This is a genomic window from Levilactobacillus yiduensis (assembly GCF_024718525.1).
GTDB lineage: Bacteria > Bacillota > Bacilli > Lactobacillales > Lactobacillaceae > Levilactobacillus > Levilactobacillus yiduensis.
Genome location: NZ_JAMXAZ010000003.1, coordinates 43,225 through 67,937, shown reverse-complemented (window position 1 = coordinate 67,937; position 24,713 = coordinate 43,225). Strand labels below are relative to the sequence as shown.

Sequence of the window (24,713 nt, the reverse complement as noted above, 5' to 3'; positions counted from 1 at the left end):
ACCGAAGCCAGAACCAGAACCAGAACCAGAACCAGAACCAGAACCAGAACCAGAACCAGAACCAGAACCAGAACCAGAACCAACACCAACACCAACACCAAATACACCTAAACCACAACCGACGCCGCAACTGGTTCAACCAATACCACCCGTGGCACCGGTAGGCACGCCGCAGCCAGTACCAACAATGAAGCCGCAACCAGCACCAGTAATTAAACCACAACCGCCAGTTCATCAGTCCCTGGCGACCAATTTGCCGGCGACAACTAAACCGCGGCCGTGGGCGCACCATTCGGCGTTAGACTTATGGGAAGCTGCCCCGGAGGAATCCGCTACCAGTACGGCATCAGCTACGCATCAGGGAACTACGGTAGAGAATAAGCCGGCTACTAACCGGCACCATCAGTCCACAACGCAGCCAGACAAAACGCTTGCCCGCCACACAACAGCGAAAACCGCCACTCACACTCGGTTGCCTCAAACGGATGGACAATCCAACTGGTCAGCCGTAGCCCTTGGCAGTTTGCTCCTCGGTTTTACCGGAATTTGGCGTAACCGGCGAATTCATCAGTAGGTCTGTGCCAATCTGTGCTAAACTGGTATTTAGACTTTAAAAACTGTGGAGGAATCGCCTAATGAAACGAAAGCAACGGACCCAACATGATTTTACCCGACTCAGCGCCATCTTCTTCGGAAGTATCGTGGGGTTATTGGCCGGGGCCGTCGTGAGCACGTTTCGGTTAGCTATTGAACATTTACTTAAACTCATGCAGAGCCTGTATGGCTGGTTTGGCCAAAATCCCTTGTGGCTGATTCCCTGGGCATTGCTATTGGTCGCGGTGGCGGTATTGATTGGCCATTGGACCAAGCAAACACCCATGATCAAGGGTTCTGGGATTCCCCAGGTTGAAGGCCAATTGGCCGGTGAAATGGATTATGCCTGGTGGCCAGTCCTGTGGAAGAAATTCTTCGGTGGTATCTTAGGTATTGGCTCCGGGCTGTTCTTAGGCCGGGAAGGACCGTCGATTCAGTTGGGCGGGACCGTGGCACAAGGGGTCGCTGAGGGCTTCCGGTTTACTGGTAGTCAACGACGCCTGCTGATTGCCGGTGGGGCCGCTGCCGGGTTATCTGCGGCTTTCAACGCGCCGATTGCGTCGACCCTCTTTATTCTGGAAGAGGTCTATCATAACTTTTCGACGCTGGTATGGCTCACTTCATTGACCAGCGCTGTGGTGGCTAATTTCGTTTCTAACGAAGTTTTCGGCCTGACCCCAGTGTTACACATCACTTACCAACACGCGCTCCCACTGCGCTACTACGGGCTGCTATTGCTCTTAGGCGTGGGGTTGGGTCTGTTGGGGTATGCCTATCAATGGGTCACGTTACGCGGGGCCAGTTGGTATGCTAAGTTACGCTGGTTACCCCGGCATTTAGACGGCATTATTCCGTTTCTCTTGGTCATTCCAATTGGCCTGCTGTGGCCAGTAGCCTTGGGTGGTGGTAACGGGATGATCGTTCTGTTTGCCAAACACACGCCATTGCTGCTGCCACTGATTGGCTACTTTATCTTGCGCTTCTGCTTCTCGACGATTAGTTACAGCTCCGGGTTACCCGGGGGAATCTTCCTGCCGATCTTGGCGCTGGGCGCGTTGCTAGGGGCCATTGGGGCGCGAATCTTCGTGGCCATCGGTTGGTTACCAGCCATCTATGTGGCCAATTTGATTATCTACGCCATGGCTGGCTACTTTGCCGGTATCTCGAAAGCACCGTTCACCGCCATCTTACTGATTACCGAAATGGTGGGGACCTTGCATCACCTGATGCCATTGGCCGTGGTTGCCATTGTGGCCTACATTACGGTCGATGTGCTTGGTGGGGCACCAATCTATGAAGCCATGTTGGAACAGATGGTCAAGCCCGCTGAAGCCAAGGATGTCGGGCCGACCGACCGCATTGAATTTTCGGTCGATGAGGGGACCGACTTGGTTGGACAACAGGTCCGTGATATTGTGTGGCCAACCGGGTCGCTGCTGGTCAGCGTGCGCCGGGGGGAACGGTCAGTGATTCCGCACGGCGATACGATTTTGCGGGCTGGCGACATTTTAGTGATTTTTACCTACCAAAATAATCGTGCTTACGTCCGGCAACAACTTACCCACTTAAACGATTCTTCGGCACAATTGCCCGATTAGACGAGCGGGGGGCTGGTAAAAAGTGGCCGACTATGATAAATTGGTAAGGTATAGTTAGACCTATTAGACCTATTCGATAGGTAGGAGGCAAATTCGTGTATAACTTTTTAATGACCTGTATCTTAATTGTCGCTGTGTTGATCATCATCGCAGTCATGATGCAACCAGCTAAGACCAACGACGCATTATCCGCTTTATCTGGTGGTGCGGATGATTTATTTGCTAAGGCGAAGCCCCGTGGCTTTGAAGCCTTCATGCAAAAAGTCACGGTCGTCTTAGGGGCCCTGTTCTTTGGGCTGGCAATGGCTTTAGTTTATTTATCTTCACACTAGAGTAGAATGTAGGCCCTCCTGTTTTTCGTTACAGGGGGCTTTTTTACAGAATAATGTTAATATTGCGGAAAGTGGTGGTTTTACATGATTCGAAAACCAGCCCCGCTCTTCTTTGAAGAGGGGCCTCAAGCAGTGATCCTACTGCACGCTTATTCCGGAAGTTCCAATGATATGCGCATCCTGGCACGGCGTTTACAGAGTGAAAATTACACCGTGCTGGCACCGATCTTTACCGGCCACGCCACCGGAGATCCCGCCGATATTTTACGGCTGGGGTCGCCTAAGCAGTGGTGGCAGGATACGCAAGACGCAATTGCCAAGCTACGGCAGAGCGGCTATCAGCGGATCGCTATCTTTGGTTTGTCACTCGGCGGGCTATTTGCGACCCGCGCGCTCCAGGAATACCCAGAGTTGCTGGGTGGTGGGACGATTGCCTCCCCCGTCATCTTTCGGGGACAGACCAACGTACCGGCGTCGTTCATTCAGATGGCGCAGGCGACTTACCGGGAGCAAAACATTACTGGCGATGACCAAGCGCAACGGGTGGCCTGGTTAAAGGACCACTTGAACGCCCAATTAACGGCGATCCAAGCGTTTACGGACACGACAGCAACGCATTTAGACCGGATCAAGCAGCGCGTCTTCATTGCCCAAGGGGACCAAGATCAGATGATCGATCCCCGTTCGGGTCAATGGTTAGCGGACGCCTATCCGGCCAATCAAACTGATTTTCATGAGTACCCCGGTGCCGGTCACGTGTTGACCGTCAACTCGGCGCACCATGCCTTAGAAACGGACATTTTAGCTTATCTCCAAACAATCTTTTAAATAACGAGGAATCGATAGTGCAAGATAATACATTAAAAACAGACTTAACAGCTTTCTTCCGAGCACATTCGGAACAAAGCTACACAGTAGAAGACATTTCTGACGCACTCCATTACCACGGGTCAGCGGCTTTCAAGCTGATCGTGCAGGAGCTTGCGCAATTGGAACGCGACGGGTTGGTCCAAGTGACCGATCACGGGCATTTTCAATTGGACCCAAGCCAACGGACATTGACCGGGATTTTTCACGGCAATGACAAGGGCTTTGGTTTCGTGGCATATGATGAAAACAAGATTGAACCAGACGCTTATATTGCACCCAACAACACGTTGCGGGCATTGAATGGCGATACCGTTAAGATTGAAATCATTCGGGCGGGCGATCCGCGCAGTGGTAAGGGTCCTGAAGGTAAGGTCACCGAAATCGTGGAACACCACTACGAGCAAGTCGTTGGGGAATTCTTTAAGACCGACGACGATAACGGCTACCTGGGTCAAGTCCGGTTGACCGATAAGAAGGTCATGAAGTACAAGTTCTACGTGACCGCTGTCGGCTTGAACCCAACGCCAGGTGAGGTCGTCACCGCTGAAATTACCGAATATCCAAGTGCTGAGCATCCTGACGCTATGGTGGGGATTGCTAAGCAAGTCATCGGGAGTGTGGATGACCCGGGTATCGATATTTTACAAATCGTGTACCAACACAACATTCCTTCTGAATTCCCTGAAGAGGTCATGCAGGCCGCTGACGAGATTCCAGATCACGTCTTACCAGAAGAAATGGCCGGACGCGAGGACATCACGGACCAAGACTTGGTCACCATTGATGGCGAGTCGTCTAAAGACTTGGATGATGCTGTGACGGTTTGGAAATTGCCTAATGGTAACTACCATCTGGGTGTCCACATCGCCGACGTTTCCCATTACGTCAAGGAAGACTCCATCTTAGACAAGGAAGCCTACAAGCGGGGGACCAGTGTCTACCTGACTGACCGGGTTATTCCAATGTTGCCACGGCGTCTGTCCAACGGGATCTGTTCCTTGAATGAGGGCGAATTGCGGTTGTGCATGAGCTGTGACATGGAAATCGATGAATCCGGGAATGTGGTTAAGCACCGGATCCACCCGTCCGTGATGCGCTCTAAGGCACGGATGACTTATACGGCCGTTAACCAGATCTTGGAAGCCCATGATCCCGTTACCATGGACCGTTACAAGTCTCTCGTACCTATGTTTGAAGCCATGGGTGAGCTGCACAAGATCTTGGTTAAGCACCGTAAGCGTCGTGGGGCCATTGATTTTGATGACCGCGAAGCTGAAATCATCGTCGACGACAAGGGTCACGCTATTGACGTAAAATTGCGGACGCGTGGTGTGGCTGAACGCTTGATTGAATCCTTCATGCTGGCGGCTAACGAAACGGTTGCCGAACACTACTTCCGTGCCAAGGTACCATTCTTATACCGGGTCCACGAAACGCCAGATGGCGACCGGGTCCGGAGCTTCTTCGAATTCTTAACGGCCTTCGGGATCAACGTTAAGGGTGACCCGAACCACCTGCGGCCAAAGATGTTACAAGGCATCTTAAAGCAAGTGGCCGGCAAGCCAGAAGAAGCCATGGTTTCCGTTATGATGTTACGGAGCTTGAAGCAGGCGCGTTACGCCGATCAATCCTTGGGTCACTTTGGGTTGGGCGCGGAATTCTACACCCACTTCACGTCACCGATTCGGCGGTACCCAGATACCATGGTGCACCGGATGATCCATTACTACGAAGACCACGGAACGGGTGAGGCTAGCAAAGAAAAATTTGCACCGATCCTGGAAGAAATCGGGGTCCACACGTCTGAAATGGAACGGCGCTCCATCGATGCTGAACGGGATACCAACGACATGAAGATGGCTGAATACATGGCTGATCACGTCGGCGAAGAATTTGACGCCGTAGTTAGTTCCGTGATGAAGTTCGGGATGTTTGTCGAATTGCCAAACACCATCGAAGGCCTGATTCACATTAGTCGGATGCAGGATGACTACTACGAATACGTTGAAAAGTACCTGGCCTTAGTCGGTCGGAATACGCGACGGACGTATCGAATCGGTCAACAGATCCGGGTCAAGGTCATCCACGTCGACAAAGAACAAAGTGAAATCGACTTTGAATTATTAAACCCTGAAAGTGCGCCAACCAGTGACTTACTGCCACACCGGGAACACCGGTCACGTGGGGGTAATTTCCACGGTCGGAACAATAACAATAACCATGGCAACAACCATGGTGGGGGCAACCGTAACGGTGGCAATCACCGCAACGGGAATCAACGATCATCGAATTCACGTGGTGGCAATAACAGCCAACACCGGAACAACAACGGTGGGCAACACCGCAACAATTCACAAGGTGGTCGGCACTAAGCGAGGTGACTGAACTTGGCGAAGAAAAAGACCAAGAAAACACCAGATAACGTTTTGGCGCAAAACCGCAAGGCGCGGCACGATTACGCGGTCACAGAAACCATTGAGGCGGGGATCGTCTTAACGGGAACCGAGATCAAGTCGTTACGTGCCCGCCGGGTGAACTTGCAAGACGGCTTCGCCCAGGTGCGCAACAATGAGGCGTGGTTGATGAACGTCCACATCAGTGAATACGTTCAAGGAAACCGGTTCAATCACGATCCCCTGCGGAACCGGAAGTTGCTGTTACACAAGAAAGAAATCCGCCGCCTGGGGCAAGCCACGATGGATAAAGGGGTCACCCTGATTCCGTTGCGGATGTACCTGAAGCACGGATTTGCCAAGGTGTTGATCGGCGTGGCTCATGGGAAACGTGAGTACGATAAGCGTGAGACCATTAAGCGACGTGAACAAGACCGGCAAATTGCGCGGGTCATGAAGCGTTACTAGTTAAAATAAAGGGGATAGCTGAACTTGGTTGGTTCGGCTGTCCCTTTTTACATAAAATAGGTATTGGTATATTTGGGAGGTTAATAGGATGACAACGACACCAAAGATTCAAGTGACGGACCTGCACAAGGCGTTTGGTGATAACGAAGTGTTGAAGGGCATTGATCTTAGCGTGCAAGCCCAGGAGGTTCTGTGTTTGATTGGACCCTCAGGTTCTGGGAAGAGTACCTTTTTACGTTGCTTGAACGGATTGGAAAAATTGACGAGCGGGACGGTCCTGGTCGAAGGCCAACGGGTTGGTGACCCCAAGGTCGATTTGAACCGGATTCGCGAAAACATTGGCATGGTCTTTCAACATTTTAACTTGTTCCCCCATCTCTCCGTGTTGCAGAACGTGACGCTGGGCCCCGTTCAACTGAAGGGACTAAGCAAGGCGGACGCTAAGGTGCGGGCCGAAAAGTTGCTGGAGCAGGTGGGCTTGGCGGACAAAGCTAACGCAATGCCTCACTCTCTATCAGGCGGGCAGCAGCAACGGGTTGCCATTGCCCGGGCACTGGCCATGGAACCAGAGATCATGTTGTTCGACGAACCCACGTCGGCGTTGGACCCCGAAATGGTTGGCGATGTCTTGCAGGTCATGCAGGATCTGGCCGAAGGGGGGATGACCATGGTGGTCGTGACCCACGAAATGGGGTTTGCCAAGAATGTGGCCGACCGGGTCGCCTTCATGGACGACGGCATTATCCAAGAGGCGGGGACGCCCAGCGAAGTCTTCGACCATCCGCAAAATCCGCGGACGCGAGAGTTCTTGAATAAAGTATTGAATGTGTAAGGCCGTGGCAGTGTATATGGCAGTTAAGTGAATTTGTGGCATCGGCGCGTTTGAGGCAGTGTTCTCAAGCACGCTTTTTTAATTGACTGAAGAAACACGTAAAGCCGCTAGTGACGCGGGTCTAGGCTGCTGGTCCACCACAATATTATCACTAGATAAAAATTATGAGTAAAAGTAATTGGAATTGTTAACAAATCGTGTTATTATATGACAGGTGAACAGGGTGACTAGTATACAGATTAACTTTCGCTGTGCCTGCCAACGGGCCGTGTGGCGGACGAAACATGATTTGGAACTAGCACTAGCAGAATAGAAGACGGTTGCCGGACGTTGACTAGGCCGGCACCGCTGCGAACCATCACTTTTTTAGAAGCGCTTACTATCACGGTGAGGCGCTGCAAGGTAAATCGCTACACGTTGAGGGGGGCTAACCATGAAATGGCAAGCAGCAACACTACTATTAGGATTAACAATTGGGATGGGGCAACCAGTCAGTCAGATGATCACGCCGCACCAACCGGCCGTCATCACCGCTAAGGCGGCAACGGCCGATGAGATTCAGTACCAAGGTGACTATGGGGTCCATTGGTATTTGACGACCGCGGGGGACCTGCACTTAGGCGCAGGGACACTGGAAGAAACGCCGGCGATACCAGGCAACACCGGACAACTTGCGACCCAAATTGCCTTGCAACAAGGCGTGACCAATCCGACCAATGATGATGCAGTCGCGGCCGGAAAATTAGTGAAGCGGGTCATTCTTGACGGAAAGATTAAAACTGCAGCCAATGCCGGCACGCTCTTTGGTGAGTTGCCCAACGTCCAGGAATTTGTGAACTTAGACCAGTTGGATACTTCTGCGGCGACGGATATGCATAGCATGTTCTATCAGGATTCAGCAGTGACCAGTCTGGATGTCTCTCACTTTGACACGAGTCATGTGACCGTTATGAACAACATGTTTTATCAGAATACAGCATTGACGAGTGTAGATGTGTCTAATTTCAATACGGATAATGTTGTGAACATCAGCTCGATGTTTTTTGGAGCAGCAAACTTGGATGAAATTGACTTTAAGAACGGGACATTCAGCAAACTATCAAGCGCGCCCTTTATGTTGAATGGTTCTGGTATCACTAAAATCAATCTGGAAAAGTTTGCACCACCAGCAACCTATTCAGGGTATGCGATGTTCAATTATGCAAGAAAGATCCAGCAAATTACTCTGGGACCAAATAGCTACTGGGGATCGAATCCAGCATCACATCCAGGTTTAAATGATGCTCAGGAAATTCCAGATGAATCCACCGGTCTGTGGCAAGCTGTTGGATCGGGAACCCTGAAAAATCCTTTAGGACAAGAGTTCTCGACAGGCAACGACATTACGGACCTGTACCGAAAAGGGGACAACAATCCCACTGGCGTCGAGACCTACGTCTGGCAACCGGTAAATCGGGTCATTGAGCCGACGACACCACCAGTTACACCGCCGACGACCAGTCAGGCCCAACCCGTGACGGTGCGTTATCTGGACGAACAAGGCAAACAACTGGCAAATAACCAAGTCTTGACCGGTAGCGTAGGTGAGACCTATCAAGCAGACCAGCTGTCTTTTGCCGGCTACCGGCTGAGCAAGACGGATGGCCAGACCAACGGCACCTTTACCGATCAAGCCCAGACCGTGACCTTCCACTACCAACAAAGCCTGCAATCGGGCGGGGATGCGGCTGGCATCGCACCAGTGGCCAGCGTGGTATATGCCACCAAGAAAATCGGCCTATACAGCGGCAAGAACTTTAGCAAACAGACCGTCAAACACTGGTACAGCAAGCAAAAACGGACCAACCGGCCGATGTTTGTGGTGACCGGCATTGCCGAGTCGAAGCAGGGCAACTTACGCTACAAGGTCCGTGACGTGAACCACCAGTCAAAGTCAGCAGGCAAGACTGGTTATATCACCGCCAAAGCCAGCTATGTGGCGCCGGTGTACTACGCCAAGAAGCAGGCCAAGATCAAAGTCCTGGCAACCGGTCTCAATGGTTACCGGCAAAAGGCGTTGAAGACCAAGGTCAAGCACTACCGCAAGGGGCAAGTACTCAAGGTCAAGAAAATTGTCGCCCACAACAAGACCACACGGTTCCAATTGACCAACGGCCAGTACGTTTCTGCGAATAAGAAATTAGTGATTGTCCCGTAATCGGGCACGAATAAAACAGCCATCCAATCAGACGTCAAGTCTCGTTGGATGGCTGTTTGTTTGCAATTAAAGTTTGAACCTTGGCTCGGTCCGGTCCGCCCACCGCGTTCCAACCCATATTTGGCGGACGGCAGGCGGATAACACAATTTCAGCCCAGTTACGTCCTTAACGCCGCCGATCATCTTTAGCGCGGAACTGCGCCACGTTGCCTGTTGCAGGCGTCCAAGCGTGACTCCGCAACGGATTAAACGCCTTGGATTGATGTTTGGCCCAACGGTCGAGAATTGCGGCCAGGCAAATGACCAGCGCCTCGTGGTCCGGCTGATCGATGGCCAGGGCCGTGGTGCCCCCGCCAGATTGGCTGACCTGATCGATAGTCGCGATGAGATTGCGACCGTGATAAATTTTAAAGTGACCGCTGTTCAGATTGCCCATGATGATCCAGTTCAAGCCGCGGACAAACAGGACCTCGCGAATCACGCCAAAGGTTTTGGCGACGCGGCCGACCGTTTGTCGATGGTAGATTAGCCGAAAGCGGGGGAGGAGGCCCAATGATTCTTGCTTGACCTCCGCTTCAAGGGCACCGGCAATTGTGTAGACAGATAAGACGTCCGCACGCAACCCCCATTTGCCAACTAACAAGTAGCGAGAGTGATTCGTGGTATCGCGAATGACCGTGGTGGCCTTCGCTGACAGCGCGGCTTGATTTAGGTACAGTGTACGCATGGGGACCCTCCTTTGAATCTTGACTAGCATCTTATTAGTCTCATTCTAACATGTTTCACAAGAAGCCGTTCAATAATATCATTTAGCCGGCCATTATGATAGAATAAAAAGCGAGGTGTTGGGAATGAAACCGTTTATTCATAATGACTGGTGGCCGGTGCTCGAGCCCGAATTTGAGCAAACGTATTATCAACAATTGCGCCAATTCTTGGTCGAAGAGTATCAGCACTACCGAATCGACCCGGACATGTATCACATTTTTACTGCGTTCGAGTGGACGCCGTTTAGCCAGGTCAAAGTGGTGATCTTGGGTCAAGACCCGTACCACAACCCTGGTCAAGCGCACGGCTGTAGCTTCTCGGTCCTACCGGGAACGCCGATTCCACCATCATTGCAGAATATCTATAAAGAACTCGAGAGTGACTTGGGCATCAAGCCCGTCCACCACGGTTATCTAGAAAGCTGGGCCAAGCAGGGTGTCTTACTGTTGAACTCCGTGTTGACCGTGCGCGACGGCAAGGCCTTTTCTCATCAAGGAAAAGGTTGGGAACGCCTGACTGATGCGGCCATTGCCAAATTATCGGCACGGCCGGAACCTGTGGTGTTTATCCTGTGGGGTAGCGCCGCGCGGTCGAAGATCAGTTTGATCGATACGCAAACCAATATCGTTTTGCAGGCGCCCCATCCAAGTCCGTTGTCCGCTTACCGCGGCTTCTTTGGGTCCAAACCATTTTCCAAAACCAACATCGCACTGACATCATTGGGTGAAACACCGATCGACTGGCAACTGCCAGAGCACGTTTCCGTCGATGAGGGGCCGCACTCAGCATCTAACCAAGCATAAGTTGAGAGAGAATTGATTCGTGGGATATTTTATGGAGGTCATTATCTATGGAACTTTTTGATAGTCTCAAGCAAAAGATTAATGGACAAAACAAAACCATCGTTTTCCCTGAAGGAGAAGATGCGCGGGTCTTAGGCGCCGCTAGTCGGTTAGCCGCTGACGGACTGATCAAATCCGTCGTATTAGGCAAGCAAAGTGATGTTGAAGCGACTGCCAAGGACAACAATATTGACTTAAGTCCAGTGACCTTGCTGGATCCTGAAGCCATTCCTGCTGACCAACACAAGGCCATGTTAGACGCCTTGGTTGCACGGCGGAAGGGCAAGAACACGCCAGAACAAGCTGCTGAAATGTTAAAGGATCCCAACTACATTGGGACGATGATGGTCTACATGGACCAAGCAGACGGCATGGTTTCTGGTGCCGTTCACGCAACCGGTGACACGGTTCGGCCAGCCTTACAAATCATTAAAACCAAGGAAGGCGTTCACCGAATCAGTGGGGCCTTCATCATGCAAAAGGGCGACCAACGTTTCGTCTTCGCTGATTGCGCCATCAACATTGAGTTGGATGCACCGGGCATGGCCGAAGTTGCCATTGAAAGTGCCCACACGGCCAAAGTCTTTGACATTGACCCGAAGGTTGCTTTGTTAAGCTTCTCCACCAAGGGTTCTGCCAAAGGTGATATGGTCACCAAGGTTCAAGAAGCCACGAAGATTGCCCACGAAACGGCACCTGATCTGCCATTAGACGGTGAATTACAATTCGATGCTGCCTTTGTACCAAGCGTCGGTGCCCAAAAGGCCCCAGACTCCAAGGTTGCGGGTCATGCCAACGTCTTTGTCTTCCCAGAATTACAATCCGGGAACATCGGCTACAAGATTGCCCAACGCTTTGGTGGCTTTGAAGCCATCGGTCCTATCCTGCAAGGCCTGAACAAGCCTGTTTCTGACTTGTCTCGTGGCTGCAACGAAGAGGACGTTTACAAGGTTGCCATCATCACCGCAGCCCAATCACTCTAGCATTTATTTACTGGACACAAATGAATTGCTAAATTAAAAGATACCCGGATTGCTATTTATCAGCAGTCCGGGTATTATTTATTCTGATGGGAAAATGGTTACTGATCACCAGGTTAACGCGTCACTTGATTTGGCGGTGACTAGCCGCCTCCCGTCCGCCAAATATGAGCCGGAACGCGGTGGGCGGACGGGCCGAGCCAAAGGGCGGTCTCGACTCCTCGACTTTGAGCCGGAAGACCGCGTCTCAAAGTCGCCAGTTCCCTAACCGGCGTGAATCATGCCGCTAAGGGAACTCCCACGGGTGAGCTCATATTTGGCGAACTCCCGGCTACAGGGGTGATTTACCACCAGTCAGTCCAATCCTTGACACTGTTTGGGCAACAGTCAAATCCAATCTGATCCAGTGTTATTGATAAGCACTACCCCGCCGGAGGCAGCCGGCAGTGGAGCCAGCTGTGTCGACCCAGTTAGCTGGCGTTGTTTGCCAGGTTACTGGGTGGGACGACTTCAGAGACTCGCCGATTTTGCGAGACTTTGAAGCGAGCCGAAAGACCGTTTCTCAGTCTGGAGGCGTTCCCCAGAGCAGGCGGAACTGCTGGCTGGTGGAGGCATTCTGGTTTCACAAATTTCAGCGGTAAAGACGCTATCCGACCGGGATAAATAGTGCTGTTCATTTAAGTAAGCGTCATAGAAATTCGTTAAAAAGGGGAAAGTAAGTATGTTTGAAACGACCGTAACGAGTCCGGAACAAACCATGGCGTTGGGCCAAGCGTTGGCTCCCGCCTTGCAACCGCGAGATGTGATCTTGCTCGATGGTGATCTAGGGGCGGGCAAGACGACCTTTACCAAGGGATTGGCCCTCGGTCTGGGCATCAAGCGTAACGTGAAGAGCCCGACATTTACGATTATTCGGGAATATCAGAGTGGCCGCATCCCGCTGTACCACATGGATGTTTACCGGCTAGAAGACGGTAGCGGCGATGAACTGGGGCTCGATGAATACTTCAACGGGGATGGCGTGAACGTGATCGAATGGTCAAAGTTTATTGCCGACGAGCTGCCCGCACAGTATCTGCGCATCATTTTTAAACGTGACGATGCCGCTGGGGAAAATCAGCGAAAATTGACCTTTGAACCGGTTGGTGCGCGCTTTGAAAAATTAGTTCAGCAGTTGGAGGACAGCCAAAAATGAGTGAAGAAGTCGCTATTCGCTTACCGAATCCAGCCGACGCCAAGCAATTGTTGACGCTACTCGACCGGCTGCAGCAAGAAAGCGATACGTTTACCCTCGCCGACGCTGATGACCCGATCAGTGCCGCCCAAGAGGCCGACCAGCTGACCCAAATCACGCACAGCCCGCGGCACTTGTTGCTGGTGGCGAGCTTGGGGAATCAGCTGTTGGGTGTCTGCTCCATCTCGCCCACGCCTCAGGGCAATGTCGGTGAATTAGGCATTGCGGTGGAGAAAAAATATTGGCACATGGGCATTGGCACGGCCCTGGTCGATGAAGCGCTTTACTGGGCCGATACAGCCAGCGCGCTTCAGGCGATTGGGCTCATCGTGCAGACCCGTAACGTGGCGGCGATGAAGTTGTACCAGAAGCTAGGTTTCACCCGGACCGCGACGCCGCCCAAGCTGGTCACCGATGATGATGGTGAACAGGTCACGGCAGTCGAAATGGTCTACCAAATTACAGGACAAGACTAGCTCGGTGAGACCGGGCTTTTTTTGCGACCATGAAAGCGGTATCCTTAACTTAAAGCGATTCGCTTTGAGGAGGGTGTCAGATGTATCGTGCAGATGAACAGCGTTATCAAAAAATGGTTTATAACCGGGTCGGCGACAGCGGCCTCAAACTCTCGGCAATTGGGTTGGGGCTGTGGAATAACTTTGGCAGTGTGGATGCCTATGCCACCCAAAAGGCCATCGTCCAGCAGGCCTTTGATTTAGGCATTACGTATTTTGACCTAGCCAACAATTACGGACCAGAACCAGGCAGCGCCGAAACCAATTTCGGTAAAATGTTGGCAACGGACCTGAAGCCATACCGGGACGAACTAGTGATTGCCAGCAAGGCGGGTTATGTAATGTGGCCGGGACCCTACGGTAACTGGGGGTCACGCAAGAGTATCATCGCCAGCGCCGACCAGAGTTTGCGGCGGACCGGTTTGGATTACTTCGACATTTTCTACAGCCACCGGGCGGACCCGCAGACCAATCCGGCAGGAACGGCGTTGGCACTGGATCAATTGGTTCGATCAGGCAAGGCGCTGTACGTTGGCTTATCCAACTACAGTGGTGCGCAGATCAAGGTGATGGCCGGCATTTTCAAGGACTTACATACGCCATTTATTATCGACCAGCCGCGCTACAACCTCTTGAACCGGCAGATTGAAACGGACGTCTTACCGGAACTGACTGCGGAAAAGAAGGGCGCCGTCAGCTTCAGTTCGTTGTGCCAGGGATTATTGACCAACAAATATTTGCACGGCATCCCCGCCGACTCCCGCGCCATGAAGGCCACGATTCCGTTCCTCCACCCAGCCCAGGTCGAACAAACGCTGGGAACCATCAAGCAGCTCAATGCCGTGGCGGCGGACCGGGGACAGAGCCTGGCGCAAATGGCGCTGGCATGGAACCTGCGGCAACCGGCAATCGCCAGCGTTCTGATTGGCGCCAGCCGACCGGAACAGGTGGTGGCCAATGTGGCGGCGCTAGAGAATCTGACGTTCAGTGCAGCAGAGCTCACAGCCATTGACAATATCTTGGCGGCTCAAGCCCCAATCGACTGGTCTGCCAAGGCCTAACGTGCTGTTGAACAAGCTGGTTTGACCGGGTGTCTGTGGTGGCCGGACAAAATAAAAACCCGTAGGCCAATCGCGACGAATGCGACTGATCTACGGGTTTTGTGTCGTTGATTGACAGGTTGAAAACGCCTACCTGCTAAGATTAGCTAAATCAGAAGTTTACGGCACCCTGTTAGCTCTGTCGGTTTAAGCCGTCACCTTAACAAATGACTTCAACGGCTGGGTGCCAAAATGATTGGCTTCGTACAGCAGGATGTTGGCGCAGGCCAGGCTGTCATCCAGCGCGTTGTGGTGATGGTGTAGGTCGATGTTTAACTCATCACAGACCGTGTCCAACTTGTGGTTCGGAAATTCCGGGAAGAACTTCCGACTGGTTTTGACGGTGTCTAACGTCAAATAACGGGCTGGTGGCAGGTTGTAGTGCTCCAGACTGCTCCGTAAGACCCCGTTGTCAAAGGGCGCGTTGTGCGCGATGACGAGGCGATCGCGTTGGAAGAAGGGGGCAACGTGCTCCCAAACCTCAGGAAAGGTCGGGGCGTTGGCAACGTCGCGTTCGTGGATGCCGTGAATCTGGACGTTGCGCCAGAAAAAGTCCGTATCAGGCTTGATCAACGAATAAAATTCATCGACGACTTGGCTGTCGCGAACGATGGTCAATGCTAGCGAGCAGGCGCTGTAACGTTTGCCACTCGCGGTTTCAAAATCCATGGCAACAAAGTTCACTGAATAATCTTCCTCTCTGATGATGCCGGGGCTAGACGGTCAGTTCGTCCACGTCTAATTCAACGGGACAGTGGTCCGACCCCATGACTTGGTCTAAAATTTCTGCCTTCTGTAATTGCGGTTGGAGACGATTGCTGGTGATGAAGTAGTCGATCCGCCAGCCGGCGTTATTGTCGCGGGCGTGGAACCGGTAGCTCCACCAGGAGTAGCGGTCGGTGGCGTCAGGATTGAAGTAACGGAAGGTGTCCGTAAAGCCTGAGGCCAACAGGTGCGTCATTTTTTCCCGTTCGTCGTCGGTAAAGCCGGCGTTCTTGTGATTGGTTTTGGGATTGCGCAGGTCGATCTCCGTGTGGGCCACGTTTAGGTCCCCACAGAAAATGATGGGCTTCTTGGCGTCTAGCTTTTGAATGAAGGCCAAGAAGGCTTCCTCCCAGCCCATCCGAAAGTTCAGCCGCTTCAAACCACTACCGGAATTCGGTGTATAACAGGTTAACACATAAAAGTCCGGATATTCCAGTGTAATGGCTCGGCCTTCATGATCGAAGTCGGGCGCATCGATACCGTAGATGACGTTTAACGGTTTGTGCTTGGTAAAGAGTGCCGTGCCGGAGTAACCCTTGCGTTCGGCGTAGTTCCAGTACTGATAGTAGCCGGGCAGGTCAAGGTCGATCTGGCCTTCTTGCAGCTTGGTTTCCTGCACGCCGAAGAAGTCCGCATCCAGATCCTTAAAGGTCTCACCAAAGTTCTTTTTCACAATTGCGCGTAGCCCGTTCACGTTCCAAGAAATAAATTTCAATTTTCGCACCTCCACTAACTGATTTTAGTATACCAGAAATGTTAGATTTTGCTTTGATTGATGCGTTCATTCCCGGTTGACAGGGGATTCATGGTAAAATAGGTCTATTGACCAAAAAGGCTGAGACCTGGCTCACGGGTCAAGCCAACGGCACTCACGACATCGCGGTCTGATTGCAGATGCGCGACCGATTTTACTGACCAGTCGTGAGGATAAGTTAACGTGTCGCGCGTTCAGTCACTTACTGGCGTAACGCGGTTAAAATTTTTGCAGAACGAGAGGATAAACATGATGATGGCAGAAGATATCGCAACGGCTTTCCCGGCAATTGAAATTTTAAAAAATGAACCCTTAGCGCATTTTACGCACACGAAGACCGGGGGCCCAGCGGATTACCTGGCTTTTCCAACCAATATCCAAGAAACCAAGTCCCTGTTGGCATATGCCAATGACTGCCACTTACCCGTCACGGTCGTTGGCAATGCTAGCAACCTGATCGTGCGTGATGGCGGTATTCGGGGGCTGGTCATGATTTTGACCAAGATGAATCAGATTACGACGGACGGTCAAACGGTAACGGCTGAGGCGGGTGCGTCCTTGATCAAGACCACGCAAGTCGCCCAAAGTCAGTCGCTAACCGGCTTGGAATTTGCGGCGGGCATCCCTGGCAGTGTCGGCGGAGCGGTCTTCATGAACGCCGGTGCTTACGGCGGTGAAATCAGTGAAGTCGCCTTTTCTGCGGAAGTCTTGACGACTGATGGCGAGATCCGGACGCTGAACCAAGACGAATTTGACTTTGGTTACCGGCACAGCTCGATTCAAGATTACAACGACATCGTGTTGACCGCGACTTTTGCCTTGAAGCCGGGGGATGGTCAGGCCATTCAAGCCAAAATGGACGACCTGAACGCGCGGCGAGCCGCTAAGCAGCCGTTGGACCTGCCGTCTTGTGGGAGTGTGTTCAAACGCCCTGAAGGCCACTATACAGGCCAACTGATTCAAGAAGCCGGGCTACAAGGCCTCAAGTGGGGCGGTGCCCAAGTGTCCACGAAACACGCCGGGTTCATCGTCAACATTGACCACGCCACGGCGACTGATTACTTAGACCTGATTCACCACATTCAATCAGTGATTTGGGAAAAGGATCACGTTAAGTTAGAAACAGAAGTCCGGATTATTGGGGAAGCGCCGGTAGCGGAGCGCCCATAATCACAACAAATTAAAAGGGGGAACCTTATGTGCCTATAGTTGAAGCAGTGATCCTGTTGATCGTGTTAGTTTTGTTCTCTAATATTATCAGTCACTACCTCACGTTTATACCCGTCAGTTTGATTCAAATTGCCCTGGGGCTGATTGTCGCCTTGGTTTGGCGATTTGAAGTGCCACTGGAGACTGACTGGTTTTTGCTTTTGTTCATCGCCCCGTTGCTGTATAACGATGGGCGGCGCTTTCCCAGACGAGAACTCTGGCGATTGCGGGGACCGATTTTTGCCAATGCCATCTGGCTGGTCTTCTTGACCACGATTTTGGGTGGCTTCTTGATCTATGAATTGATTCCCAAGATGCCCTTCACGGTGGCGTTGGCCCTGGCGGCCATCTTGTCGCCGACCGACCCCGTGGCCGTGCAATCGATCTCCAAGCAGGCCAAGCTGCCAGATAGCCTGATGCATTTGGTCAGTGGTGAAAGTCTGATCAACGATGCCAGTGGCCTGATTGCCTTCAAATACGCCATCGCCGCCACGGTTACCGGTGCCTTTTCCATGGGGACCGCCGTGGGTGACTTCTTTTACATCAGTATCGTCGGCTTTTTGTCCGGACTGATCTTTATGACGGCCATTCAGCTGTTGATGGATATCTTGCGGCGTCAAGGCATTGATGATGTGATCTTTAACACAGTTTTGCAGATTGCCACGCCGTTCGTGGTCTACCTGGTCACGGAAGAAGTGACCCACGCATCCGGCGTGATTGCCGTGGTGACGGCCGGTGTGCTCTATCATGCCCGGGAAAACCGGATTGTGGAAGATTCACCGGAATTGAAATTGGTCACGGAAAAAGTTTGGGATATTATTATTTATTCGTTAAACGGTATCGTGTTTGTCATTCTAGGAATCGAGCTACCCGTGGCCACTTCGAAGGTCATCAAGGGTGGGCAATTCAATACCTGGCAGGCGCTGTTCTTCGCCTTCATGACCTGGGTCATCATTGTCGTCATTCGGACGGTCTGGACTTACGGGTACGTCTTATTTGAACGCCTCAATCACAAGGAACAGCCCAATAAGCCTGGCTTGCGAATGTCGATTCTGTCGGGCCTATCTGGGGTCCGGGGCGCCGTTACCATGGCCGGGGTCTTATCCGTGCCAATGACGATTGCCTCTGGGGCTGGTTTCCCGACGCGTTCTTTGATGCTATTCGTGGCGTCTGGTGTTATCATCATTAGTCTGGTGGCGGCCACAGTGACCTTGCCACTGATTTCTACGTCGGGGCAACCCCTCCAGACGCGGGCGAGTGCCAGTGATGAGAGCGCCAACGAGATTGATTTGGACGCGGACGGTGAGGAGATTCCCGTGGATACCGTGCGGCAAATCAGCGAGGACGAGGCGCGGGCCTACATCATGCGACTGGCTATTTCGAAAATCGAGGAGCTGCGGCGGCCCAACAATCAGCGGGCGGCCTACGACTTGATTTTGGATTACCAATTCGTCATCCGACGGTTGGAAATGAATTACCGGGCGGATACAGCGATGCAGAAGGTCTTGGAAGACGAAATCAAGTTACGCGAGGTCACGCTGGAGGGCGAACGCACATCCTTGAAGGAGCTGCGGAAGGGCGAAAAGATTACCCAGACCAGTTACGTCGGGGCCATTCGGCGCATTGAAAACATGGAAAGTCGGTTGACCCAAGTGGCCGGCCACACCATGCCCAGCGTGTTACGGTACTGGCGGGTCTTCTTCAAGCACATGTTCAGAAACGCGGCCTACTGGCTGCATTCCGAGGATACCGACCGGTTGCACGCGGAAAACAACCTGATTGAGCGGGAGACGGCCAAGGCGGCCATTAAGTCCTTGTCGCAGTACCTCGCCAGTTCAGATGTGGACGAAACGCAATTCGACAACCAGGCCGTTTACCACCTGCTGGTCCAATACCGAAACCGGATCGAACGGGCCAAGGCAGAAACGGCACCGGACCACGAGGAACTCTACCAACACCAGATCAACAAGTTGCGGGTGCGGGCACTGGGCGCCGAACGGACCGGGATTCAGTCGTTGTTAGAGGCCGGCAATATCACTTGGAACATGGCGTCACATTTGCGCCAGTACGTGAACTATTCGGAAAATGTGCTGGTGATGTCGCTCAATAACGACGAAGCTTAGTGCGCGTTGTTCCTGGTTTAGCGAATTCGAATAGATGCAAGGAGTTTGGGTTTAAATGTACCTAGGCTCCTTTTTTTGCGCCAAGTGGTTCGTACTGGCTGCCTTACCGTTCGTCAAATTTAGGCCGTGACGCTGTGGGAAGGGCCAGTCGAAGCCACAGAGCGGTCTTCAACCTCGCTTCGAGCCGAGAAACCTGCGTTACTACCGAAAGCACTAGCGGTCACAGGTGATGGGTGGTTTTTCACTAGAATAAATGTTTAGCAGCATCGTTGATACGGAAAATGACTAATTCCATTAGTAAGGCAACCGACCCAACCACCGAAAAAGGGTGACAAAATCAGGTTGGATTTCGTTAGTAAGAGTAGCGGGGATGTTAGTTAATGGCGCAAACTAAGAACGTGAGCGGCACAATGGGAATGCGCTGGCGTAAACCATGGTAAATTGGTTGTGTAAGATTGGGATTGGATAATCAATCAGATACCATCACATGGGTAACTGAGGAGTTTGGACGCGACAAAGTTGTCTCGATACACAAGAGTTCCGGAGGAGGCCAGGGGTGGAGCCAGCTGTGTCGACGGTGTTGGCTGAGGTTTCTTCTCAGCCTACAGCGTGGGGCGACTTGAGAGACTGGCGATTTTGCCAGGCTTTCAAGCGAACCGGAAGCCCGCTCTTTGGCTGGAGGTGTCCCCCATAGCAGGCGGAACCCCTGGCAGCCGGAGGTTGTGCGGTGGACAGCTTGATTGTGTAGCCCCGTCCGCCCACCGCGTCACGACCCATATTTGGCGGATGGAGGCGGCAATAATGCGTCCACCAATCAAAAAGTTGCGGCCCATCAGTGATGGCCCGCAACTGGGTAAGTCATTTTCAAATGTCTCAGGTGTTAGTCGGTTACTTCGCGATTGTCCATGATCAGGTACAAGATCCAGTAACAGAACAGCTGAATCAGCGTCATCAAGCCCACGAAGACCCACATGTTCGTGGTCCACATGTCCATCAACGGGCGGATGAACTGCTCGGGATTGAGGAAGAGATAGACCGTGTGAATGCGGAGAAAACGGCCGATGTACAGGCCCACCGACGTCAAGAAGGTGAGCACCAGCACGACGAACAGGTGGGCAATGCCATTATCCTTCGCCAAGCGGTGAGTGATAGCCTGGCTGACGTGATTGAGGCTCCAGAAGCCCAAAAACGAGCAGCTGATGGCGCTGATGATCATGTAGGTGAAGTAGATCCACAAGTGCGGCGTGACCCGCAACAGGCCACTCACGGCGTATGGCTGCAGGAGCGACAAGTGGAACAAGTCCGTTAACAGGTAGGGCGCGTTGGGATAGAAGAGCAACCACAAGATCACCAGCGGCCAAAAGAGCCAGCCGCGAGGGTGTTTGCTGCCCAGGTGAAAGCTCAATTCAATGGGGATGGCCCCTAGAAAGGTGTTGAGCACTAAGAAGGAGAAGGGATCCTTGGCACGGAAAAAGAGAAAAACGAGCCACGCCACAAAGAATACGCGGATTTCCCACTTTGCTCGCCGTTTCATTACCATCACCAATCCTTTCACAAGCTACTACCTTTATTTTACAGCGTCTCTGTCAGAAACGAACAGAATATGACTTCTATCTTAGCAGATTATTAGCAGATAAATAATGACAATCGTTCACTTTAAGGAATCTGTAAGTTTTTACGGCTGACACGGGGACTTTCGCCGAATCAAGCGGAATCGGGGCGAAATGTCAGCGGCGCCGTGCTATAATGAAATTTGAATTCAATTTGGAGGGAAAGTCATGAACCTGGATTGGGGAAATCTCCTAACTATCGGCAATCTGGTCAACGTTCTCGACATTCTTGTGGTGTGGTTCGTCATCTATGAATTAATCGTGATGCTACGCGGGACTAAGGCAATTCAGCTGTTCCGGGGTGTCATTTTAATTCTGATCGTCCGCTTTGTCAGTGCCTACATGGGACTGAACACGGTGTCGTGGCTGGTCGACCAAGTGATCAACTGGGGCGTTATTGCCATCATTATTGTTTTTCAACCAGAAATTCGGCGGGGGTTGGAGCACCTCGGCCGGGGGTCTTTGTTCGTCCGGGTCCGTCATGAAAATGAGGCGGCCAATAAGATGATCGAGGGCCTGGATAAGGCTATCCAGTACATGTCCAAACGGCGAATCGGGGCGTTGATGACGATTCAGCGCGATACCGGATTGGAGGACTACATTGAAACGGGGATTGATTTGGATGCGGAATTGACTGGTGAATTGCTGATCAATATCTTCATTCCCAATACCCCGTTGCACGATGGCGCCGTCATCATCCGGGACAACCGCATCGCCGTCGCCGCGGCCTATCTGCCGTTGTCCGAAAGTAATCTGATTCCCAAAGAATTGGGGACGCGGCACCGGGCGGCCGTCGGCATTTCCGAAGTCACCGATGCTTTGACCATCGTCATTTCCGAAGAAACCGGGGAAGTCTCCATCACCAAGAACAACGAGCTGTTGCGCGGGTTGACGCAGACGGATTACCTGAAGTTCTTGCGCAATGAACTGGTCAACGATGAGGCCACAGAGACCAACAACGTGTTTCTAAAGGCGTTGGACTGGTTCGATCAACGGTTTAGAGGGGGGCGGCGTTAATGAAAAACGAACGTTACACCACGTGGCTGTACCGCATTCTCGCCCTCATCTTAGCGATCCTGTTGTTCTTCTACGTCAACAGCACCAAGTCATCCAGCAATGGGTCGTCAACCAGCACCAGCAGCAACAACACCTCGTTGACGGCGACCAAGACCATGACAGTGTCGGTGCCCCTGCAACTAAATGTGAATAGTAATAAATACTTCGTGACCGGCTACCCGTCTAAAGTGAAAGTGAAGCTGAAGGGGCCGCTCGCCCTGGTGACCACGACGGCCAACACCCAAAATTTTAAGGTGTACGCCGCCTTGAGTGACCTGGGGGTGGGAAAGCACACCGTCACGCTGCATCAAGAAGGGTTGAACCACGAGATCTCCTCGACGATTTCGCCAGCAAAGATCTCAGTGGACATCGAACCACGACGGACGGTTTCATTCCCGGTCAAGGTTCGGTATAATAGTCAAAACATCGCTGCCGGGTACAGTGCTGGCAAGGCGACCTCAGACACCACCACAGTCAAGGCGACCGGGGCGGCTAACGAGATTGCCCGTGTCAAGCAAGTGGTGGCCCAGTTGACGGTACCCGCCAATACCAAGAAGACGGTCAAGAGCCAAGCGGTGATTGAGGCGTTGGATAGTAGTGGCAAGACGGTCAACGTCATTTTGACGCCGTCGACGACCACGGTGAACCTGCCCGTTACCTCGGATGGTGAGGGCAAAAAGGTTAGCGTCGATGTTTCCGGCAAAAATGGCAGTAGTGACTCGTCCTATTCGATCACGGCCAACCCCAAGAAGGTCATGGCGTATGGGAGTGCGAGCCAGTTGAGTAAGCTAGGTAGCAGTGTGGCCGCATCGGTGGATCTCAGTGATATCACCAGCAAGACCACCAAGACGATCACCCTAGATGCGGATGAAAACAATGTGACGGCCATTGACCCAACCACGATTCAAGTGACGGTCAACGTGTCGAACAAATAAACCAACAAACAGATTGAGAAATGAGGAATTTTGATATGAAGTATTTTGGAACTGATGGTGTGCGGGGCGTTGCGAACCAAGATTTGTCACCCGAATTAGCGTTTAAGGTCGGCCGCTTTGGCGGTTACGTGTTGACCCAACACGCCGATAGCGATAACGCGCATCCCCAAGTCTTAGTTGCCCGTGATACCCGGATTTCTGGCCAACTGCTGGAAAACGCGCTGGTCGCTGGTTTATTGTCCGTCGGCATTGAGGTGCTGCGCTTGGGTGTCATCACCACGCCAGCCGTGGCCTATTTGGTCCGGACGCAAGGCGCCGCAGCTGGTGTTATGATCACGGCCTCACACAACCCGGTAGAATACAACGGCATCAAGTATTTCGGTAACGACGGCTACAAGTTGTCTGATGAAATGGAAGAAGAAATCGAAGCTTTACTGGACGCCAAGAGCGACGACCTGCCACGGCCAACGACCGATGGCTTAGGGACCGTCGAAGATTACTCCGAAGGTAGCCAAAAGTACATTCAATTCCTGGAACAAACGATTGCCGATGACTTAGACGGGTTACATATCGCGGTCGACTCCGCTAACGGGGCCACCAGTGGACTGGTTTCCCGGCTGTACGCGGACCTGAACCTGGACTTTGACACGATTGCGACGACACCGAACGGCTTGAACATCAACGACCAAGTCGGCTCGACGCATCCTGAACAATTACAGAAGTTCGTCGTGGAAAAGGGCGCTGAGATTGGCTTGGCCTTTGACGGTGATGGCGACCGGTGCATCGCGGTCGACGAGAACGGCAACATTGTCGATGGTGACAAGATCATGTACATTTGCGGAAAATACATGGCGGAACATGGTCGCCTGAAAAAGGACACCATCGTGACGACCGTCATGAGCAACCTGGGGATGTACAAGGCCATGGCTGCGCACGAATTGAAGTCGGTCAAGACCAAGGTCGGGGACCGTTACGTGGTGGAAGAAATGCGTAAGTCCGGCTACAATCTGGGTGGCGAACAATCTGGCCACATCGTCTTTTTGGACTTCAACACGACCGGGGATGGCCTGTTGACCAGCCTGCAACTGCTGCACATCCTAAAGGTCACGGGCAAGAGCTTGTCCGAACTGGCCGCTGATGTCAAGACGTACCCCCAAAAGTTGGTCAACATTAAAGTGGCCGACAAGCAAGCTGCACTGGAAAACCCACAAGTCCAAGCAATGATTGCAACGGTGGAAAAGGAAATGAACGGCGATGGCCGCGTCTTAGTACGGCCTTCCGGGACTGAACCACTGCTACGGGTGATGGCGGAAGCGCCAACCGAAGAAACGGTGGCAGGCTACGTTGATCGTATTGCGGATGTGGTCCGTGCCGAAGTTGGGATTGATTAAGCATTTATCAAACGGGATTGCTGACTCAAAGGTGAGCCACCAATCCCGTTTTTGCTGCCAGAAAGCTTCGTAGGCCGGTTTTGGTGGGCCAATTGCCCTGTTTTCACCGGAAAATAGGGGGCAAAATTTACGGAAAAATTATTATTA

22 protein-coding genes are annotated in these 24,713 nt (G+C 52.3%); 18 read left to right on the top strand and 4 right to left on the bottom strand.

The features are described from left to right. The 8 genes from NGM66_RS02695 to NGM66_RS02660 form a co-directional block, all read left to right on the top strand. On the top strand, positions 1-574 hold a 574-nt coding region (locus NGM66_RS02695), incomplete at its 5' end, for an LPXTG cell wall anchor domain-containing protein (protein ID WP_258115366.1). A gap of 61 nt (positions 575-635) precedes the next feature. Continuing rightward, positions 636-2,192, top strand: a complete 1,557-nt coding sequence (locus NGM66_RS02690) for a ClC family H(+)/Cl(-) exchange transporter (protein WP_208910439.1) — start codon at positions 636-638, stop codon at positions 2,190-2,192. Positions 2,193-2,287: 95 nt separating this feature from the next. Then, complete coding sequence (secG, locus tag NGM66_RS02685; protein ID WP_125575696.1) at positions 2,288-2,524, top strand: preprotein translocase subunit SecG; 237 nt, start codon at positions 2,288-2,290, stop codon at positions 2,522-2,524. An 84-nt stretch (positions 2,525-2,608) separates the two neighbouring features. After that, complete coding sequence (locus tag NGM66_RS02680) at positions 2,609-3,352, top strand: alpha/beta hydrolase (protein WP_208910437.1); 744 nt, start codon at positions 2,609-2,611, stop codon at positions 3,350-3,352. 17 nt (positions 3,353-3,369) lie between these two features. Beyond that, positions 3,370-5,766: a ribonuclease R gene (gene rnr / locus NGM66_RS02675; RefSeq protein WP_208910434.1), complete on the top strand. Its 2,397-nt coding sequence runs from the start codon at positions 3,370-3,372 to the stop codon at positions 5,764-5,766. 15 nt (positions 5,767-5,781) lie between these two features. Next, positions 5,782-6,255: an SsrA-binding protein SmpB gene (smpB, locus tag NGM66_RS02670; RefSeq protein WP_208910432.1), complete on the top strand. Its 474-nt coding sequence runs from the start codon at positions 5,782-5,784 to the stop codon at positions 6,253-6,255. 88 nt (positions 6,256-6,343) lie between these two features. After that, positions 6,344-7,087, top strand: a complete 744-nt coding sequence (locus NGM66_RS02665) for an amino acid ABC transporter ATP-binding protein (protein WP_208910425.1) — start codon at positions 6,344-6,346, stop codon at positions 7,085-7,087. Positions 7,088-7,520: 433 nt separating this feature from the next. Then, a complete protein-coding gene (locus NGM66_RS02660; RefSeq protein WP_208910423.1) occupies positions 7,521-9,284 on the top strand; it encodes a MucBP domain-containing protein in 1,764 nt (587 codons plus the stop codon). A 166-nt stretch (positions 9,285-9,450) separates the two neighbouring features. On the opposite strand, the gene NGM66_RS02655 is transcribed toward NGM66_RS02660, so the two are convergent. After that, complete coding sequence (locus NGM66_RS02655; RefSeq protein ID WP_208910421.1) at positions 9,451-10,011, bottom strand: LURP-one-related/scramblase family protein; 561 nt, start codon at positions 10,009-10,011, stop codon at positions 9,451-9,453. Positions 10,012-10,135: 124 nt separating this feature from the next. Between NGM66_RS02655 and NGM66_RS02650 the strand changes: the two genes are divergently transcribed. The 5 genes from NGM66_RS02650 to NGM66_RS02630 all read left to right on the top strand — a co-directional run bounded on the left by NGM66_RS02650 (position 10,136) and on the right by NGM66_RS02630 (position 14,684). Next, positions 10,136-10,855, top strand: coding sequence for a uracil-DNA glycosylase (locus tag NGM66_RS02650; RefSeq protein WP_125575702.1), 720 nt, complete (start codon positions 10,136-10,138; stop codon positions 10,853-10,855). Between the two features lie 47 nt (positions 10,856-10,902). After that, positions 10,903-11,877 (top strand): phosphate acetyltransferase, encoded by a 975-nt coding sequence (gene pta / locus NGM66_RS02645; RefSeq protein WP_208910419.1) that lies wholly within the window; start codon positions 10,903-10,905, stop codon positions 11,875-11,877. Positions 11,878-12,595: 718 nt separating this feature from the next. Next, a complete protein-coding gene (gene tsaE / locus NGM66_RS02640; RefSeq protein WP_208910417.1) occupies positions 12,596-13,069 on the top strand; it encodes a tRNA (adenosine(37)-N6)-threonylcarbamoyltransferase complex ATPase subunit type 1 TsaE in 474 nt (157 codons plus the stop codon). Further along, complete coding sequence (locus NGM66_RS02635) at positions 13,066-13,584, top strand: GNAT family N-acetyltransferase (protein WP_208910415.1); 519 nt, start codon at positions 13,066-13,068, stop codon at positions 13,582-13,584. The genes tsaE and NGM66_RS02635 overlap by 4 nt, the downstream gene beginning before the upstream one ends. A gap of 80 nt (positions 13,585-13,664) precedes the next feature. Continuing rightward, positions 13,665-14,684, top strand: a complete 1,020-nt coding sequence (locus tag NGM66_RS02630) for an aldo/keto reductase (RefSeq protein ID WP_258115364.1) — start codon at positions 13,665-13,667, stop codon at positions 14,682-14,684. A 186-nt stretch (positions 14,685-14,870) separates the two neighbouring features. Here the strand turns inward: NGM66_RS02630 and NGM66_RS02625 are convergent, their stop codons facing one another. Both NGM66_RS02625 and NGM66_RS02620 read right to left on the bottom strand, forming a co-directional pair. Next, positions 14,871-15,407: a 3'-5' exonuclease gene (locus NGM66_RS02625; RefSeq protein WP_125575707.1), complete on the bottom strand. Its 537-nt coding sequence runs from the start codon at positions 15,405-15,407 to the stop codon at positions 14,871-14,873. A gap of 31 nt (positions 15,408-15,438) precedes the next feature. Continuing rightward, a complete protein-coding gene (locus NGM66_RS02620; protein ID WP_208910411.1) occupies positions 15,439-16,203 on the bottom strand; it encodes an exodeoxyribonuclease III in 765 nt (254 codons plus the stop codon). A 291-nt stretch (positions 16,204-16,494) separates the two neighbouring features. Here NGM66_RS02620 and murB point away from each other — a divergent pair, with 291 nt between their 5' ends. Together murB and NGM66_RS02610 are read left to right on the top strand one after the other, a co-directional pair. Beyond that, positions 16,495-17,412, top strand: coding sequence for a UDP-N-acetylmuramate dehydrogenase (murB, locus tag NGM66_RS02615; protein WP_208911058.1), 918 nt, complete (start codon positions 16,495-16,497; stop codon positions 17,410-17,412). A 29-nt stretch (positions 17,413-17,441) separates the two neighbouring features. Next, on the top strand, positions 17,442-19,574 hold the full coding sequence (locus NGM66_RS02610) for a cation:proton antiporter (protein ID WP_208910409.1): 2,133 nt from the start codon (positions 17,442-17,444) through the stop codon (positions 19,572-19,574). 880 nt (positions 19,575-20,454) lie between these two features. Here NGM66_RS02610 and NGM66_RS02605 read toward each other — a convergent pair. Then, positions 20,455-21,114 (bottom strand): DUF1361 domain-containing protein, encoded by a 660-nt coding sequence (locus NGM66_RS02605; RefSeq protein WP_208910407.1) that lies wholly within the window; start codon positions 21,112-21,114, stop codon positions 20,455-20,457. A 238-nt stretch (positions 21,115-21,352) separates the two neighbouring features. Here NGM66_RS02605 and cdaA point away from each other — a divergent pair, with 238 nt between their 5' ends. From cdaA to glmM, 3 genes are read left to right on the top strand one after another with little or no spacing between them, the layout of a single operon-like run. Then, positions 21,353-22,201 (top strand): diadenylate cyclase CdaA, encoded by an 849-nt coding sequence (gene cdaA / locus NGM66_RS02600; protein WP_208910405.1) that lies wholly within the window; start codon positions 21,353-21,355, stop codon positions 22,199-22,201. Continuing rightward, a complete protein-coding gene (locus NGM66_RS02595) occupies positions 22,201-23,175 on the top strand; it encodes a CdaR family protein (RefSeq protein ID WP_208910403.1) in 975 nt (324 codons plus the stop codon). The genes cdaA and NGM66_RS02595 overlap by 1 nt, the downstream gene beginning before the upstream one ends. A gap of 35 nt (positions 23,176-23,210) precedes the next feature. Beyond that, positions 23,211-24,566, top strand: a complete 1,356-nt coding sequence (gene glmM, locus NGM66_RS02590) for a phosphoglucosamine mutase (RefSeq protein ID WP_208910402.1) — start codon at positions 23,211-23,213, stop codon at positions 24,564-24,566. The last annotated feature ends 147 nt before the right edge of the window (positions 24,567-24,713 follow it).